A 16,313-nucleotide genomic window follows, 5' to 3' on the forward strand; every position below is an offset into this window, starting at 1 on the left:
TCACCCCCCGACCCCCTCTCCCTGTGCGCGGGAGAGGGGGAGACACACGAGACAGTGATTTCTCCCCCTCTCCCGCGCACAGGGAGAGGGGGTCGGGGGGTGAGGGCCTTCCCGGGGGTGAGGGCCTCCCCACCCCCGGGGGTGAGAGCCTCCCCGGCCCGCTGCTCCGCGCCTACGGGCTGCCGCCAGACGAGATCGAGCGGCTGAGCCGGCAGCGGATCGACACGCAGGTGGGCGCGCGCCTGCCCGCCCAGCAGCCGGAGCGCGGACTCGTGGCGCGCCTCGTCTACGCGGCCGGCGACCCGGCGCTGGCCGATCTGGTGCGCCTCACCGGCGACCCGATCCAGGCATCGCTTGATGCGCTGCGCGACGGCGCGCCGCTGATCGTGGACGTGGGCATGGTGGCGGCCGGCATCTCGAAGCCGTTGCTGGCAACGCCTGGCTGCGAGCTGATCGTGGCCCTCCACGCCGCCGGCGCGGAATCGCTGGCCCGGTCGCACGGGATCACGCGGTCGGCGGGCGGCATCCTGGCGCTGGCCGACCGACTCGACGGCGCGGTCGTGGTCATCGGCAATGCCCCGACCGCCCTCCTGGCGCTCCTCGACCTCGTCAACGCCGGCAGCGTCACTCCGGCCGCGATCGTCGGGCTGCCGGTCGGCTTCGTGGCCGCTGAGGAGTCGAAAGCCGCGCTGCTCCAGGCGTGCGTCCCCAGCGTCACGATTGCAGGGACGCGCGGCGGCTCCGGACTCGCAGCCGCCGCCGCCAACTACCTGCTGCGCCTCGCCTCCGAAGCGTCACCCTCGACGTGACCGCGCCGCTGAAGCACCCGCCCGACCCAGGCCACGGCCTCATCGACGCTGCTGACGGTCTCGCCCTGCGCCCGAATCGGACGCGCGACCATCACCACGGGGATCCCGCGCTCGCGGGCAGCGATCAGCTTGGCGTCGGTCGGCCCGCCGCTGTTCTTCGTCACCACGAGATCGATGCGATGCGTTGCGAGGAGCGACCGTTCGTCGGCCAGCCTGAACGGTCCGCGCGCCAGCAGCAGCTCATGCGCACGGGGGATCGGGCCGTCGGGCGGCTCGATGCAGCGGATCAGGAACCACAGGTCGGCCACCGACGCGAACGCTCCGACGCCCTGGCGTCCGATGGCCAGCAGCACGCGCCGCCCGTGCTCGGCCGTCAGGCAGGCCGCCTCGGCCAGCGACTCGGCGTGCAGCCAGCGGTCGCCGGGTTGCGCCTGCCAGGGCGGGCGATCCAGGCGGAGCAGCAGCAGGCCCAACGTGGCGCAGGCAGCCACTGCCGACGCACCGATCTGCGCTGCGAACGGGTGCGAGGCATCCACGACGGCGACGATCTGCTCCGCCTGGAGCCAGTCAGTCAGTCCGGCCGCCCCGCCGAAGCCGCCGCTCCACGACTGTCCCACAGAGCGTGCGGGCGCGCTCAGGCGGCCGGCCAGCGAGGTGATGACACCGACTCCGCAGGCAGTGAGCCGCTCGGCCAGCAGGCGGCCCTCACCCGTGCCGCCCAGGATCAGGACGCGCTGAGATGATTGGTCGCCGCTCACTCGCCGGACCGTCGCAGCAGGTAGGTGTCCATGATCCAGCCCTGCGCGGCTCGGGCCTCCGCGCGGACCCGTTCGATGGTCGCCGCCACCTCGCGCAGCGGTCCACGCACCAGGATCTCGTCCGGCGTGCCGACGTAGGCGCCCCAGACGATCTCCAGGTCGGGGTGCGACTCGGCAAGGGTCTGGAACGCGCAGCCGCCGTCCAGCATCACGACCACGTTCTCGGCCTCGGCGGGCAAGCCTGCCCGCAGCCGCCGTCCGGTCGTGAGCTGGATCGCCTCACCCACGCGGTTGAGGGTGACGCCATGCCGGGCCGCCAACGCCTGGACGCTGCTGATGCCGGGAACGATCGTCACGTCGAACTGGAGCGCACCGCGCGCCTGAACGTCCTCGACAATCGCCAGGGTGCTGTCGTAGAGGGACGGATCGCCCCAGACCAGGATGCTGCCGCACTGCCCATCGGCGAGGTGCGCCGCCATCGCCCCTTCGTACCGAACGGCCCGCTCGTGTCGCCAGGCGTCCACGGCCGACCGGTACGCTTCCGCCGTGCGATCCCGGGCTGGCTCCTCGATCTCGACCACCCGGTAGCCGCCGGCCGGACCGTAGCGCAGCAGCAGCTCGTGGCGCAGGCTGACCAGCCCGGCCTTCTCCGCGCCCTTGTCAACCACGAAGAAGACGTCGGTCTGCTGGATCGCCTTGATCGCCTGCACGGTGATGTAGTCCGGGTCGCCCGCGCCGATCCCGATGACCAGGAGTCTCCTCATGCTCGCAACCCCTTCAGCCCCACCAGGCGATCCTTGCGGCATGCGCTTCACCCTCGTCGGGGACGCATCGCGCCTGGGCCGTATTATTCCGCCCAGAAGGGGTGAACGAGAAATGAGCGTGACAGACGCTGCCTCGGCAATGCAGCGCATCCTTGTCGTCGGCATCGGGGACGACGGCCCTGACAGCGTGCCCGGGCCGGTGCGGGCGCGCATCCGGACGGCAGACATCCTGGCGGGCGGGAACCGCCACCTGAGCCTCTTCCCAGACGCTGGCAAGGAACGCCTCCCGGTTACCGCCGATCTCGACGGACTCGTGGCGCAGCTTGGCGCGGCATCAGGGTCGCGCTCGGTCGTCGTGCTGGCCTCGGGCGATCCGTGCTTCTTCGGCATCGGGCCACTGCTGGCGGAGCGTCTCGGCCGCGAGCGCGTCGAGATCGTCCCGAACGTCTCGTCGGTGGCGCTGGCGTTCGCGCGCCTCGGCGTCTCCTGGCAGGATGCCCGCGTGGTCTCGGCGCACGGGCGACCGCTGTCACAGGCGATCAAGGCAGCCACCGGCGCGGAGAAGCTGGCCGTCCTGACCGACGACACGAACACCCCGGCGGCCGTCGCGACGGCGCTCCTGGCGGCTGGCGCGCAGGACGGCCCGGCCTACGTGTTCGAACACCTGGGCGGCCCGGCCGAGGCCGAGACGCCGACGACGCTCAACGGCCTGAAGGGTTCAACCTTCGCCGATCTCAACGTGCTGGTGGTCCCGACGCTGACCTGGGAGAAGCGGCCCGAGCCAGCCGGGGCGGCGGTCCAGTTCGGCCTGTCGGAACTGGTGTACGCACACAGCGGCGGCATGATCACCAAGCCGGAGATTCGCGCGGTGGCCCTGAGCAAGCTGCGGCTGCCGCCCGGCGGCGTGCTCTGGGACGTCGGGGCGGCCTCCGGGTCGCTGGCTATCGAGGCGGTGGGGCTGGCGCCACGGGTTACCGCCTACGCCATCGAGCGCTCGCAGATCGAGTTGAAGCACCTCTGGCGGAACGTCGCCACGCGCCCCAACGGCAACCGCGTGCGCGTTATCACCGGCGACGCGCCCGACGTCTTCGCCGACCTTCCCGATCCAGACTCGGTCTTCGTGGGTGGGAGCGGCGGACGGTTGACCGACATTCTGGCCGAAGCCTCGGCCCGGCTCCGGCCGCATGGCCGCATCGTCTGCAACTTCGCCACCGTCCAGAACCTGGCGGAATCGTTGCGCTGGGGCGAGTTTCGCGGTCTGCAGGCCGAGGTGGTGCAGGTGGCGATCTCGCGCAGCACGGACATCGTCGGGATGACGCGGCTCCAGGGCGAGAACCCCGTCTGGGTGGTCACTTTCAGGTCATGACCGACCGCAACCCGCGGCCGGCCGTCGCCTGCCCGACGCTGATCGGCGTCGGCGTCGGGCCGGGCGATCCGGAGCTGCTGACGTTGAAGGCCGTCCGGGCCATTCGCGAGGCGGACGTCGTCTTCGCACCCGTCCGCCACGCCGGCGACCGCAGCATGGCGCTCCAGATCGTCGCGGACCACCTGGACCCGGCCCGGCAGGAGATCGTCACGGTGCCGTTTCCGCGCACGGACCGTGGCGAATCGTGGAGAACGGCCAGCGCGTCAATGCTCTCCAGGCTCGGCGGTCGTCGTGGCGTGTTCCTGACGGAAGGCGATCCGCTCCTGTTCGGCAGCTTCGGCGACGTGCTGGCAGCGCTCGGCCCGGCCTCGGCGTCCGTCGGCGTGGCAGCGATCCCCGGCATCTCGTCGGTCACCGCTGCTGCCGCGGCCTCATTGCTCCCCCTGACCGACCACGATCAGCGGCTGGCCATCGTGCCGGCCACGGCAGGTGTGTCCGAGATCGAGGCCGCCATTCGCCAGTACGATTGCGTCGTGCTGCTCAAGGTTGGCAGACTCCTCGGCAGCCTCCTCGATCTGCTCGCCGCACATGGTCGGCTGGACTCCACCGTCTACATCCGACGCTGCGGCTGGCCCGACCAGGAGATCGTTCACGACGTGCGACGCTTGCGGGCGTCGCCACCCCGAGACTACTTCGCGCTGCTGATCGTTCACCGGCCGCGCCACGCTGAGGAGTACGATGGGAACGTTTCGTGAGGCGCGCGGCGGCATGGTGGTGTTCGTGGGGGCCGGCCCCGGCGACCCCGACCTGCTCACGATCCGTGCGCGTGACGTCATCGCCGCCGCCGATCTGGTGATCTGGGCCGATTCGCTGGTGCATCCGGGGGTGGCCGCCCTGGCCCGCCCCGATGCCGAGGTGATCGGCAGCGCCACCATGACGCTGGAGACGATCTCCGAGCGGATGATCGCGGCGGCCCGGGCTGGCAAGCTCGTGGCTCGCGTCCAGAGCGGCGACCCGGCCATCTACGGCGCGATGCACGAGCAGATGGTGTTGCTCGATGCCGCCGAGATTCCGTACGCCGTGGTGCCGGGCGTCAGCGCCGTCTTCGCCGGAGCCGCCGCGCTGAACGCTGAGCTGACCGTCCCGGACGTGGCCCAGACGGTCATCCTGACCCGACTCCCCTCGCGCACGACGATCCCCGAGCAGGAGCGGCTGCGGGCGATGGCTGCCCACGGCGGCACGATCTGCCTGTTCCTGAGCATCACCGTCATCGAGCGGGTGGTGACCGAATTGATGGAGGGCGGCTACCTGGCCGACACGCCGGCCGCCGTGCTGCACCGCGTGACCTGGGAAGACGAGACGATCATCCGAGGGACGCTGGCCGACATCGCGGCCTCGGCGCGAGACGCCGGCCTGAAGCGGCAGGCCCTGATCCTGGTCGGGCGGGCCATCGATCCCCAGTTGACTCGGGTGGCCTCGTCGCACCGCTCGAACCTGTACAGTCCCGAATGGAGCCACGTCTTCCGACTGGCTGAGGGGCGTGGGCAGACGGACACGTCTGCCACGGGGGTTGCCGAGCGTGAACGGTCGTAGGCGGCGCTCGGGCGTCGCGGTTGTCGCGGTCACCCGCCAGGGCACGCGGCTGGGCGCGCAGATCGTGGCGACGCTGCGCTCAAGCCTCGACGAAGACAGCGACGTGGAGATTGCGCTCCACATCAAGAGCCAGTGGGCGGGTGATGCGCCTGAGGATGCCGTGCCCTTCGACGGCTCGCTCGGGCCGCTGCTGGCGGACCTGTTCCCACAGGTCGAGACGCTGATCTCGGTGCTGGCCGTTGGCGCGACCGTTCGGCTGGTCGCACCGCTGCTCGGCAAGAAGCGCGACGACCCCGGCGTCATCTGCGTGGACGACGCAGGGCAGTTCGTGATCCCGGTCCTCGGCGGCCACCAGACCGACGCCAACGGGCTGGCCCAGGAGATCGCGGACGCCATCGGCGCGACGGCGGTGGTGACCACGGCCAGCGACGCCATCGGCCTGCCCAATCTGGACCGGCTCGGGTCGGTCCAGCAGTGGCGGATGGACGCCCTGCCCGAGACCGTCAAGCAGGTGAGCGCCGCCGCCCTGGCCGGCCAGCTTCCGACCGTCTACTTCCCGCGCGAGTTCCAGGGGCCGCACGCCGAGCTGCCGGAGGCGTGGCCGCGCGCCGACTCCCTGGCCGCCCTGCGCGGCGTGAGCGGGCCGCGCATCGCCATCACCGACCGCGTCCTGCCCGACGATCTTGTCTCGGATGGCGGGCCGCTGCTGGTCTACCGGCCGCGCACCCTGGTACTGGGGATCGGGTGCAGCACGGATGCCACGCCAGACGATGTCGAGTCGCTCGCACGTCGAACGCTCAGCGCGGCGGGATTGGCCTGGGGCAGCGTGCACACGGTCGCGACCATCGACCGACGGCTCGATCACCCGGCCCTCGTGCGGCTGGTCTGGCAGGCTGACGCAGCCTACTTTCCCGTCTTCACCCCCGAACAGCTTGCCGCCGTGCCAGATGTGCCGACGCCCTCGGCGGAGGTCGAACGGCACGTCGGCACGCCCGGCGTTGCCGAGCCGGCCGCGATCCTTGCCAGCCAGGGCGGCGTGCTGCTGGTGCCGAAGCAGAAGTCGGCCACGGCGACGGTCGCCGTCGCGCGGCGCGGCAGCATCGCGCTGGAGCCAGGAGCGCTCTGGCTGGTCGGGATCGGGCCGGGGCCGCTCGACCTGATCGCACCCCGTGCGAGCCGCGCCATCCGCTCGGCCGACATCGTGATCGGCTATCGTGGCTACCTTGAGCTGCTTTCGGAGATCGTGAGCGAATCCCGCATGCGTCCCTACGACCTGGGCCAGGAGCACGAGCGGGCCGCCGCGGCGATCCGGCTGGCGCAGCAGGGGCGGCAGGTGGCCGTGGTGTCGAGTGGCGACATCGGCGTCTACGGCATGGCCGGTCTGGTCTTCGAGCTGCTGCACGAGCAGCCGCCATCTCCTGCCGGCGAGGATATCAGCGTCGAGGTGATCCCAGGCATCACGGCGGCCTCGTCCGCCAATGCGTTGCTCGGCGCGCCGTTGATGCTCGACTTCGCGGCGATCAGCCTCAGCGACCTGCTGGTGCCGTGGGACGGCATCCGCCGGAGGCTTGAAGCCGCTGCACAGGGCGACCTCGTCGTCGTCCTCTACAACCCGGCCAGCGCACGGCGTCGCCAGCCGTTCGAGGATGCCGTGGCCATCCTCCGCGAGCACCGCGCACCCGAGACGCCGGTCGGCCTGGTCCGCGATGCCTACCGTGACGAGGAGAACGTCACTGTCACGACATTGGCCGAGCTGACGGTGGACGACGTGGACATGCGGACCGTCGTGGTCGTCGGCTGCTCGCGCACGGAACTGCTGGACGGTGTGATGGTCACGCGGCGGGGCTACCTGGAGCGGCCGGGCCGATGATCCGCGACGACGGCGCCTGGCCCTACCTGACCGTGATCCTGGTTGCGGTGGTCATCGGCGTCGGGCTGGCGGTGTACGTCGCCGGCTACCGCTCGGAGATCCTGGCGATCCTGACCCAGTCCCCGACCTGACGCAGCTACGCATCCCTGTCATCCTTCGGTGCGCTCAGGATGACAGGGAGACTTGCATTCTTTGCACAGGGATCGCACATGCCTGAAGACATAGCCAGGCCGCGCTGGCTCTCACGCCGAGGCAGGTCGGGGAGCACTCCAATGTCTACGGCAGCGCCTGTAGTTGCTCGATCACCTCGACGTAGTGCCCCGGATCACGCGCATCGAACGCGGTATTGACGAACCTGACGATGCCGTCGCGATCCACCACGATGGCGACCCGCGTCGGACAGTTGCGCTCGGCGTTGTGTGCGCCGTACGCCTTCGTGACGTCCATGCCCCAATCGGCCAGCAGTGGGAACGGCAACCCGTCGAGCGCCTTCGAGAAGGCCCGGTGCGCCCAGATATGATCTCCGCTGATCGCCAGCAGCTCGGCATCGGCGTCGCGCACGAGGTGGTGTACGTCCCTAAAGGACGTCAGTTCGTTCGTTCAACCAGGGGAGAAGTCGAACGGGTAGAAGAGGATCGCGACCTTGGTCCCGCGCATCGCCGAGAGCTGAACCTCACCCTCGAGGTGCGAGGGAAGCGTGAAGTCCGGCGCCGCCGATCCGACCTCCGGTAGAGCGCGCATACTGTGACTCCGTGGCATGGGCCGCACGAATCTGGCCGACCTGTTGTGGGGCTGATTGTGCGCCAATCGGCCGCCGACCGCCAGCATGCACCGCCAAGTGAACGTTCCAGGCCGCGCACCGGGCGCTACCCGAAGGCCACGCAGATGGGCGTGCTAGAATCCAGCACGGTTCGCCGCCCCGAGTCGGCGCGTCCTCGTGGGGATGCCCGCCACGCGGCGCTCGCCGCTGCGCGCACTGGTGGCGCTCAGTGCCGACACATCGCGGCTAGCTAGACGCGCCCAAGAAGGAAACGGCCGACGTGGACCAGCTCGACGTACAGCGAGTCCGAGGAATGAACGACGCACTGCCGCCTGACGATGCCCGCCTGCGCGGGCTGACGCACCGGCTGCGCCATCATTTCGAGCGCTTCGGCTATCGCGGCATCGACACGCCGATTCTCGAAAACCTCGATCTCTTCCTGCGGAAGTCCGGCGAGGAGATCGCCGCGCGCATGTACAGCTTCACGCACTGGAATCGGAAGCTGTGCCTGCGGCCCGAGCTGACGGCGTCGGTCATGCGCGCCTACGTGAGCCAGTTGCGCGACCGGCCGTTGCCCGTGCGGGTCCACTACGCCGGCCCGACGTTCCGCTACGAGAAGCCGCAGCGAGGCCGGTACCGGCAGTTCACCCAGGTGGGCATCGAGTGCATCGGCGGGGAAGGGCCGTCTGCCGACGCCGAGGTACTCGCTGCCGCCTGCGGCGCGGTGGCGCAGATCGGGCTGCGGAACTCACGGCTGGTGGTCGGCCACCTCGGCGTGGTGCTTCAGTTGCTGGAGCAGCTGGGCATCGACGAGCACGGGCAGAACCTGATCCTCGGCAACATGGAGGCGCTCGCCCGGCGCGGCGCCGACCCCGACGAGGTCGTGCCGCGTGTCCTGGCGCTGATGGGCGTCGGCTCGACGGTGGCCCAGGAGGATCGGACGGTTGACGAGGCTGATGAGGAGCCGGCCAGCCTGTTGCCGTCGCTCCTCTCCGAGTTCGGGTCGGAGGGCGCGGCGCACGTCGCCTCGGACCTGCTTGCGCGGGCCAACCTTGTGCTGGAAGGCGGCAGCCGCACGCCGGAGGAGATCGTCAGCCGGCTGGTGAGCAAGGCCGGGCGGCTCGATCCGACCGACAACGTCTCCCGCGCCGTCGACTTCATCGTGCAGCTTCAACGGCTGGCCGGACCCCCGTCGGAGGCGTTTGAGCGGATCGCGGCGCTGCTGGCCGAACATAACCTCGACCCCGGCCCGCTCCGCGAGATCGAGCGCGCCCTGTCGCTGCTCCCGAGCTACGGCGTGGAGCATCCGGATGTGGTGGTCGATCTGAGCCTCGGTCGCGGCCTGCGCTTCTACACCGGGCTGGTCTTCGAGCTGCACGCGACGGCCGTCGGCGGCGTCAGCAGCCAGATCGGCGGCGGCGGTCGCTACGACGACCTGGTGCGGTCGCTGGGGGGCCACGACGCGATCCCGGCCTGCGGATTCAGCTTCGGGCTGGAGCGGCTGAAGCTGGCGCTCGAGGCCGAGGGCGCGGAGCTGGAAGGGGACCGGCCGCTAGACGTGGTGGTTGCGCCCATCGAGGAGGGCGACGAGCCGCTGGCCGTTCAGGCGGCGACCCGCCTGCGGGCTGACGGCCTGGACGTGGAGGTGGATCTCCGACGGCGCGGCGTCAAGGCAAACCTGCGCCACGCCGACCGCGAGGGCATCCCCTACGTCGTGATCGTCGGGGAGCGCGAACGCCAGGCCGGGCAGCCGCTCCTCCGCGACATGCGATCTCGCAGCGAGCAGGCGGTCGATCTGGATCGGCTGGTGCAGGTGGTGAGGGCAGGACGATGACCGCGACGCTTCCGAATCCATCCCGGCGCGATCAGTTGCGCGCCCGCAAGAACGGGGCGGTGCAGTCCGTCGTCCGCGTTGCCCTGCCCTCCAAAGGCATGGAGGAGCAGACGCTCGAATTCCTGGCGAACTGCGGGATGAAGGTCAGCCGGCCCAACCCGCGCCAGTACCGGGCCACCATTCCGGCCCTGGCCGGCGTCGAAGTGCTCTTCCAGCGGGCCACCGACGTCTTCGCGAAGGTGGCCGAGGGCAGCGTCGATCTCGGCATCACCGGCTACGACATCGTCCGCGAGCACGAGCGCGAGGATGACGGCGTGGTGATGCTGGAGAAGGCGCTCGGCTACGGCAGTTGCGCCCTGGTCCTGGCCGTCCCCGAGGGTTGGATCGACGTCAGCAGCGTGACCGACGTGGCCGAGATCACCGCCGAGTTCCGCCGCCGGGGCCGCGACCTGCGGGTCGCCACGAAGTATCCCAATCTGTCGCGGCAGTTCCTCTTCGACAACGGCATCAACTACTACACGATTGTCGAGTCGAGCGGGGCGCTCGAAGCCGCACCGGCGTTGAACGCCGCCGACGTGATCGTCGATCTGGTCAGCAGCGGCGTGACGCTGCGCGAGAACCGGCTGAAGCGCGTCGCAGGCGGCACGATCGTGGAGTCGCAGGCCTGCCTGATCGGCAACCGCGCCGCGCTGCGCGACAACCCCGACAAGCTCGAGATCGCGCGGCAGGTGCTGGAGCTGATTGAGGCCCAGATGCGCTCCCGCGACTACTACAGCCTGACCGGCAACATCCGGGGCGACTCGCCGGAGGCGGTGGCACGCCGGGTGACCAGCCACACCGAGGTTGCGGGCCTGCGCGGCCCGACCATCTCCAAGGTCTACCCGAAGCTCGGGGGCGAAGAGGGCTGGTACGCGGCCACGGTCGTGGTGCAGTCCAAGCTGCTGGTGCAGGCGGTCGATGCGCTGCGCCGGGCCGGCGCGGGCGACGTCTCCGTCGCACCGCTGCGCTACGTCTTCCAGGCAAAATGTTGGAGCTTCGAGCGGCTCTGTCGCCAGCTCAACGAACGCTCGGGCGACGAGTAGCCTCGCTCCGCTGCAAGTCTCTGCACAGTCACGCCTGACACGCTTGAAAGGATCACCATGATCGGACCGGTGATCGCACGGTATGACGACGTAGACGAGGCCCGCCGCGAGATCCTCGGGCGGCGCTCGCTGGGGGACCAGCCCCTGCCCGCTCCCGTCGTCCAGAAGATTCGCGAGGTCTTTGGGACGGATCTCACGCCGCTCGAAGTCGTCACCCGCATCATCGCGGATGTCCGAGCGGACGGCGACGCGGCGATCCGTCGCTATACGCAGGCCATCGACGGACGGACGGTGGACTCCCTGGTCGTGACGCCGGCGGAGATCGATGCCGCGCTGGCGAACGTCGCACCGGAGATCGTGGCCGGGCTGGAGGTCGCCGCCGACCGGGTCCGCCGCTTCCACGAGAAGGCGCGCCGCAACAGCTGGATCGCCCACGAGGGGGACGGCGCGCTCGGACAGATCATCCGCCCGTTGCACCGCGTCGGCATCTACGCGCCGGGCGGGCGAGCGCCGTATCCGTCTACGGTGCTGATGTCCGCGGTGCCGGCCCGCGTCGCGGGGGTGGCCGAAGTCGTGATGTCCGCGCCGGTCGGTCCGGACGGCGAGATCGCCCCGGTCCTGCTGGCCGCCGCGAAGGTCGCCGGCGTGGACACCGTCTACCGGGCCGGCGGGGCGCAGGCCATCGCGGCGCTGGCCTACGGCACGGAGTCCATCGAGAAGGTGGACAAGATCCTCGGCCCAGGCAACATCTTCGTGGCTCTCGCGAAGCAGCTGGTCTACGGAGCGGTCGCCATCGACGGGCTGGCCGGGCCGACCGAGTGTCTGCTGGTGGCCGACGACTCGGCCAACCCGACGTTCCTGGCCGCCGACCTGATCGCCCAGGCCGAGCACGACCCGCTGGCGCAGCCGCTGCTCTTCTGCACCGACCGCAAGGTCATCGAGCGGACGCTTGGCGAGGCTGAGCGCATGATCGAAGAGGCTCCACGCGCCAACATCATCCGCGAGTCTCTGGCCGGCCGGGGCGGCATCGTCCACGTCCCCGACATCGAGGCCGGCATCAGACTCGCCAACGAGTATGCGCCCGAGCACCTGACGCTCTGCGTGCGGGACGCGTGGTCGCGAGTCGGCCAGATCGAAAACGCCGGTGGCATTTTCATCGGCGACTGGTCTGCCGAGGCCATCGGCGACTACACCGCCGGCCCGAGCCATGTGATGCCGACCGGCGGCACCGCCCGCTTCAGCTCGCCGCTCAACCTGGACGACTTCCTGAAGATCACGTCCGTCTTCTCGTTCGGGCCGAACGATCTGCGTCGGCTCGGTCCGCCAGCCATCGCCATCGCGCACGCCGAGGGGCTGTACGCTCACGCCAACGCCATCGACGTCCGCCTGAGGGAGCTTGATGAGCGCAACGCCTGAGATCCGCCGCTCTGCCGTCCGCCGCGCTATCGCCGAGATCGCCCCGTATGCCGGGCCGGACGATCCGGAGCATCTGGCGAAGCGGCTGGGACGCCCCGTCGAGAGCATCATCAAGCTCGACGCGAACGAGAACCCGTACGGCCCGTCGCCGCTGGTGCAGGAGTTTCTGAGCACGTTCAACGGCTACAGCGTCTATCCGGATGCCGATCAGCGGACGGCCCGTGACGCCGTCGCCGAGTACGCCGGCGTCCCGGCGTCGAGCATCATCCTGGGGAACGGCGCAGATGAGCTGATCGATCTGCTGATGCGGGCGTACCTCGACCCCGGCGACGAGTTGATGGACTTCCCGCCGTCGTTCGCGATGTACGCGTTCAACGCCCAGTTGCAGGATGCGCGCGTCGTGGCGGTCCCGCGCGACGAGCAGTTCAACATCGACGTGGACGCGGCGATCGCGGCGATCACCGACCGCACGAAGATCATCCTGCTGACCTCGCCCAACAACCCGACCGGCACGGTGATGCCGACCTCGGATGTGCGGCGGCTGCTGGACACCGGCTATCTCGTGGTGCTGGACGAGGCCTACTACGAGTTCGCCAACGCCGACGGCCAGGGCTTCGAGACGATGATCGGGGAGGTCGCCAACTACCCGAACCTGGTGGTGCTGCGAACGTTCAGTAAGTGGGCCGGCCTGGCCGGGCTGCGGATCGGCTACGGGGTCTTCCCACAGGAGGTCAGTCAGCACCTCTGGAAGCTGAAGCCGCCGTTCAACGTCAACGTCGCGGCCCTGGTCGCCATGCGCGCCGCCCTGGCCGACCGGGCGCACCTGATGGACACCGTCCAGAAGATCGTGGCCGAGCGCGAGCGGCTGCTCGTCGAGCTGCCGAGAACCCGCATCGTGACGCCCCATCCGACGCGCTCGAACTTCATCCTGGCCGACGTGCACGGCATGGACGGCCGCGAGCTGCGGGATCGGATGGCGGACGAGGGCATCCTATTGCGGCACTACGGCAGCCCACGCCTGAAGAACTGCATCCGGATCTCGGTCGGGCGGCCCGAGCAGAACGACGTGGTGCTCGCCACGCTGAAGAAGCTCGCCGACGAGCGCGGCCTGTAGTCAGTTGAGGCCCACGTTCACGCCGGCGTCGCTCGAGGACTGTGCCCTCGCGCCGACGCCGGTGCACGACATCCTGCGGCGCATGCGCTGGGAGTTCGGCGACGACCGCGTCGCGTTCGGCGGGTTCGAGATCAACGGCGGCGCCGCCACCATCGACTGGCTGCTGCAGCACACGCTCGAAGGCACCCGCTACGACCTCTCGCCGCTCCTGCACTCGTCAGCCCTGGCCGATGCGCTGCCGGCTCTGGCGCGCGGCGTCAACCCGGACCGCATGTTCAACTTCGAGCTGGTCGAGCCGCTGGCCGTCGTGCCGTCGCTCGCGGCGGCTCTCGCCGGTCTGGCTCCGACGAATGGCGGCACATCCCGCGTGCCAGCAGGGACGGCGAGAGATGTCGCCACTGATCTGCTCGACGCTCTGCTCGGCGACAGGCTGTGGCGGGCCACCGTCCTCGCATCGCGGGCGGCGTGGTCTGACTGGTTCGCCTGCGACGTGTGGGACCACTCCTGGGTGCTGGTGGACGTAGCCGGCCGCGTCGTCTGGCTGCTGTGCCTGAGCAGCCCGCCACCGCCCCGCTTCGCCTGACCGCTGCCTACGGGCTCCGACCCGCGGCTACAACTCGCGGGCCACGACCATCCCGTACACTTGCCGTGCGCCCGCCATGCGGAGCGCTTCGGTGCAGGCTGCGAGCGTCGCACCGGTCGTCATGACGTCGTCGACGATCCCGACGCGCCGTCGCAGTACAAGCTCGGTTGAGCGGCAGGCAAACGCCCCGGCGACGTTCGCCTCCCGCTCAACCGCCGACCGTCCAACCTGTCTGGGCGTCTCGCGCACCCTTTCGAGCGCTCCGGCCGCCACCGGCACGCCGAGCTTTTGACCCAGCACGTCGGCGATCAGCTCGGACTGGTTGAATCCGCGCGTACGTCGCCTGTCTGAGGCCAGCGGGACCGGGACCAGCACGTCCACGGCGAGCGGTCGGTCTTCGAGCACCGTCAGCATGAGATCGGCCAGCAGCGCCGCGCGTGACCTGACCCGTCGATACTTCAGGTCGTGAACAGCCGTCCGGACAGCCCCCTCGAAGGCCGATGCCGCACACACACCGTCGAAGTGCGGCCGCTGGCGAGCGCAGTCACGGCAGATCCGCCCGAGGCGGGTCGGCACGGCGCACCAGGGGCAGACCTCTGGCCCAAGCCAGGAAATCCGCGCGCGGCAGTCGCCGCAGAGATCGACGCCCCGCAAGCCGCAGCCCGCACAGCGGGGAGGAAAGAGGGCCGCGAGCAGCCGATGGAGCAGCCCGGGCGTCAGGTCTGACACCCGGACGCCCGATCTACCGAGGCAGCGCCGGGGACGGCGACGGCGAGGCGAATGGGCTTGGCGACGGCGACGGCAGCACCGTTGGGCCGGGCGTCAGCACCGGCGCGACCGTCTCCTGGCTGCCGCCGCCCGAGAACAGCGTCCCGATCCACGACAGGCCGTTGACGATCCCGATGCCCAGGTTGGCGATCATCTGCGGAACGACGGACCACCACACGTAGCACGCCAGGATGACGGCCAATCCCACGACGGCTATCCCCAGCCGATACTCAGTCTCCTGGAGCGGGCGCGCCTGGAAGAGCAACCGCGCCCACCACGAGCGGGGCTGACCTCGGTCGTCCAGCCCCGGACCTTCTGCCTGCGACGGATCCTGCGTGCTCATCAGCAGCGAATCAGCCGGCCGTTCTCGACTTCGGCCACGCCATCCTTGAAGACCCACCGCAGTTTGCGGATGTCCGATACCTGCCTGGTCGGATCACCCTCCGTGACCAGGAAGTCGGCGCGCAGCCCGGCCTGCAACGACCCGAAATCGCGCTCGCGGTCGAACGCCTGCGCGCCGGTGTAGGTCGCCGCCACAATCGCCTGTATCGGCGTCAGGCCCAGCTCGTCGACCGCCGCCTCAAGCTCGCCCGGCATCGAATCGAGCGGCACATTTGCGACGCCCGCATCCGTGCTGCCGATCACCTTGACGCCGCGCGCGATCATGTCGCGCTGCACCTCGCGAATCCGTGGCCGCATCCCGAGCGTGCGCCGCCGCACTTCGGAGAGATGAACGTCCGCGTCCGTCGCGTTGGCGACGCGGGCCGGGCTGAGCGTCGGGCTGAGGTAGACGCCCTTCTCCGCCATCATGTCGGCAACCGATGGGTCGTAGTCCACCACCGTATCGTCCCACTCCGAGACCCAGGTGGCATGCTCGATGGTGGTGACGCCAGCCTCCACGGCGTTGCGGATGCCGGCCGTGCCGTGCCCGTGGGCAGCAACCCGCCGGTTGAGCCGCTTCGCCTCGCTGACGAGCGCCGACAGCTCCTCGACCGTGAACTGGGCGGCGGTCACGTTCGTGTTTGGCGTCATGCGCCCGCCCGTCGACATGACCTTGAAGAAGTCCACGCCGTCCTTGGCGAGCTGCCGTGCCAGCTTCCGCATGCCGTCAGCAGAGTCGACCTCGCCCTGGAAGAAGTAGCAGTGGCCGCCCGTGATGGTGATGGCCGGGCCGGCTGCCAGGATGCGCGGGCCGGGGATGATCCCATCCGCGATGGCGTCCCGCAGCTTGAGCGTCATGTGCGCCCGGCCGCCGCAGTCGCGGACGGTCGTCACACCGACACGCAGCGCCAACTGGGCGTTGTGAACGGCCCGCAGGAGGATGCGCGGGTTGTCGTCGCCGAGGATGTCTGGCAGCGTCGTCGGAAGGGCACTGAACACGAGATGCACGTGGCCGTCGAGCAGACCGGGGACGATGGTGTTGTCGGAGAAGTCGAGGTGCTGGTACTCACCACTCGGCGTCTTGACCTGGCTGGCTGGACCGACCTCACGGATGCGACCGTCCTCGACGATCATCCGCGCTGCATCGACCGGCTCGGCGCCAGTCCCGTCCATGAGGCGGCCTGCCTCGATCACCATCATCCTCGGCATCAGCTT

At 70.0% G+C, this 16,313-nt stretch carries 17 protein-coding genes; 10 read left to right on the forward strand and 7 right to left on the reverse strand.

Going from position 1 to position 16,313, the window contains the following annotated elements:
* Window positions 1-230: 230 nt before the first annotated feature.
* A complete protein-coding gene (locus IT306_14220; GenBank protein MCC7369580.1) occupies window positions 231-809 on the forward strand; it encodes a precorrin-8X methylmutase in 579 nt (192 codons plus the stop codon).
* Here the strand turns inward: IT306_14220 and IT306_14225 are convergent.
* Both IT306_14225 and IT306_14230 read right to left on the reverse strand, forming a co-directional pair.
* Entirely contained in the window at window positions 767-1,567 is an 801-nt protein-coding gene (locus IT306_14225; protein MCC7369581.1) for a cobalt-precorrin-6A reductase, read from the reverse strand. The genes IT306_14220 and IT306_14225 overlap by 43 nt on opposite strands.
* A complete protein-coding gene (locus tag IT306_14230) occupies window positions 1,564-2,331 on the reverse strand; it encodes a precorrin-6A synthase (deacetylating) (protein ID MCC7369582.1) in 768 nt (255 codons plus the stop codon). The genes IT306_14225 and IT306_14230 overlap by 4 nt, the downstream gene beginning before the upstream one ends.
* Before the next feature lie 118 nt (window positions 2,332-2,449).
* Between IT306_14230 and cbiE the strand changes: the two genes are divergently transcribed.
* From cbiE to cobJ, 4 genes are read left to right on the forward strand one after another with little or no spacing between them, the layout of a single operon-like run.
* Entirely contained in the window at window positions 2,450-3,697 is a 1,248-nt protein-coding gene (gene cbiE, locus IT306_14235) for a precorrin-6y C5,15-methyltransferase (decarboxylating) subunit CbiE (protein ID MCC7369583.1), read from the forward strand.
* Window positions 3,694-4,452 carry a precorrin-2 C(20)-methyltransferase gene (cobI, locus tag IT306_14240; protein MCC7369584.1) on the forward strand — a complete coding sequence of 253 codons (759 nt, stop codon included), beginning with the start codon at window positions 3,694-3,696 and terminating at the stop codon, window positions 4,450-4,452. Before cbiE ends, cobI begins: the two co-directional genes overlap by 4 nt.
* Window positions 4,453-4,465: 13 nt before the next feature.
* Entirely contained in the window at window positions 4,466-5,290 is an 825-nt protein-coding gene (cobM, locus tag IT306_14245) for a precorrin-4 C(11)-methyltransferase (protein ID MCC7369585.1), read from the forward strand.
* Window positions 5,277-7,160, forward strand: a complete 1,884-nt coding sequence (gene cobJ, locus IT306_14250) for a precorrin-3B C(17)-methyltransferase (protein ID MCC7369586.1) — start codon at window positions 5,277-5,279, stop codon at window positions 7,158-7,160. The genes cobM and cobJ overlap by 14 nt, the downstream gene beginning before the upstream one ends.
* 276 nt (window positions 7,161-7,436) lie before the next feature.
* Here the strand turns inward: cobJ and IT306_14255 are convergent, their stop codons facing one another.
* The gene (locus tag IT306_14255) at window positions 7,437-7,721 is read right to left on the reverse strand and encodes a redoxin domain-containing protein (GenBank protein ID MCC7369587.1); all 285 of its coding nucleotides are present in this window, start codon (window positions 7,719-7,721) and stop codon (window positions 7,437-7,439) included.
* Between the two features lie 39 nt (window positions 7,722-7,760).
* Window positions 7,761-7,901 carry a redoxin domain-containing protein gene (locus IT306_14260; GenBank protein ID MCC7369588.1) on the reverse strand — a complete coding sequence of 47 codons (141 nt, stop codon included), beginning with the start codon at window positions 7,899-7,901 and terminating at the stop codon, window positions 7,761-7,763.
* Between the two features lie 332 nt (window positions 7,902-8,233).
* Here IT306_14260 and IT306_14265 point away from each other — a divergent pair, with 332 nt between their 5' ends.
* The 5 genes from IT306_14265 to IT306_14285 are packed head-to-tail and all read left to right on the forward strand — an operon-like array spanning window position 8,234 to window position 13,949.
* Window positions 8,234-9,754, forward strand: coding sequence for a histidine--tRNA ligase family protein (locus IT306_14265; GenBank protein MCC7369589.1), 1,521 nt, complete (start codon window positions 8,234-8,236; stop codon window positions 9,752-9,754).
* Window positions 9,751-10,836, forward strand: a complete 1,086-nt coding sequence (hisG, locus tag IT306_14270; protein ID MCC7369590.1) for an ATP phosphoribosyltransferase — start codon at window positions 9,751-9,753, stop codon at window positions 10,834-10,836. Before IT306_14265 ends, hisG begins: the two co-directional genes overlap by 4 nt.
* Window positions 10,837-10,893: 57 nt before the next feature.
* Window positions 10,894-12,252 (forward strand): histidinol dehydrogenase, encoded by a 1,359-nt coding sequence (gene hisD / locus IT306_14275; GenBank protein ID MCC7369591.1) that lies wholly within the window; start codon window positions 10,894-10,896, stop codon window positions 12,250-12,252.
* Window positions 12,236-13,366 carry a histidinol-phosphate transaminase gene (gene hisC, locus IT306_14280; protein ID MCC7369592.1) on the forward strand — a complete coding sequence of 377 codons (1,131 nt, stop codon included), beginning with the start codon at window positions 12,236-12,238 and terminating at the stop codon, window positions 13,364-13,366. Before hisD ends, hisC begins: the two co-directional genes overlap by 17 nt.
* A gap of 4 nt (window positions 13,367-13,370) precedes the next feature.
* Window positions 13,371-13,949, forward strand: a complete 579-nt coding sequence (locus IT306_14285) for a hypothetical protein (protein ID MCC7369593.1) — start codon at window positions 13,371-13,373, stop codon at window positions 13,947-13,949.
* A gap of 27 nt (window positions 13,950-13,976) precedes the next feature.
* Here the strand turns inward: IT306_14285 and IT306_14290 are convergent, their stop codons facing one another.
* Genes IT306_14290 through IT306_14300 form a run of 3 tightly spaced genes read right to left on the reverse strand, consistent with a single transcriptional unit; the run spans window position 13,977 to window position 16,307 of the window.
* Window positions 13,977-14,678, reverse strand: coding sequence for a ComF family protein (locus IT306_14290; GenBank protein MCC7369594.1), 702 nt, complete (start codon window positions 14,676-14,678; stop codon window positions 13,977-13,979).
* A 13-nt stretch (window positions 14,679-14,691) separates the two neighbouring features.
* A complete protein-coding gene (locus IT306_14295) occupies window positions 14,692-15,060 on the reverse strand; it encodes a hypothetical protein (GenBank protein ID MCC7369595.1) in 369 nt (122 codons plus the stop codon).
* Window positions 15,060-16,307, reverse strand: coding sequence for an amidohydrolase family protein (locus IT306_14300; GenBank protein MCC7369596.1), 1,248 nt, complete (start codon window positions 16,305-16,307; stop codon window positions 15,060-15,062). Before IT306_14300 ends, IT306_14295 begins: the two co-directional genes overlap by 1 nt.
* Window positions 16,308-16,313: the final 6 nt, after the last annotated feature.

The organism is Chloroflexota bacterium (assembly GCA_020850535.1).
GTDB lineage: Bacteria > Chloroflexota > UBA6077 > UBA6077 > JACCZL01 > JADZEM01.

Excerpts from the sequence above, each read along its gene's own strand:
- IT306_14230 (MCC7369582.1), bottom strand. The coding sequence starts at position 2,331 with ATGAGGAGACTCCTGGTCATCGGGATCGGCGCGGGCGACCCGGACTAC.
- cobI (MCC7369584.1), top strand. The coding sequence starts at position 3,694 with ATGACCGACCGCAACCCGCGGCCGGCCGTCGCCTGCCCGACGCTGATC.
- cobM (MCC7369585.1), top strand. The coding sequence starts at position 4,466 with ATGGTGGTGTTCGTGGGGGCCGGCCCCGGCGACCCCGACCTGCTCACG.
- IT306_14260 (MCC7369588.1), bottom strand. The coding sequence starts at position 7,901 with ATGCGCGCTCTACCGGAGGTCGGATCGGCGGCGCCGGACTTCACGCTT.
- IT306_14265 (MCC7369589.1), top strand. The coding sequence starts at position 8,234 with ATGAACGACGCACTGCCGCCTGACGATGCCCGCCTGCGCGGGCTGACG.
- hisG (MCC7369590.1), top strand. The coding sequence starts at position 9,751 with ATGACCGCGACGCTTCCGAATCCATCCCGGCGCGATCAGTTGCGCGCC.
- hisD (MCC7369591.1), top strand. The coding sequence starts at position 10,894 with ATGATCGGACCGGTGATCGCACGGTATGACGACGTAGACGAGGCCCGC.
- hisC (MCC7369592.1), top strand. The coding sequence starts at position 12,236 with ATGAGCGCAACGCCTGAGATCCGCCGCTCTGCCGTCCGCCGCGCTATC.
- IT306_14295 (MCC7369595.1), bottom strand. The coding sequence starts at position 15,060 with ATGAGCACGCAGGATCCGTCGCAGGCAGAAGGTCCGGGGCTGGACGAC.
- IT306_14300 (MCC7369596.1), bottom strand. The coding sequence starts at position 16,307 with ATGCCGAGGATGATGGTGATCGAGGCAGGCCGCCTCATGGACGGGACT.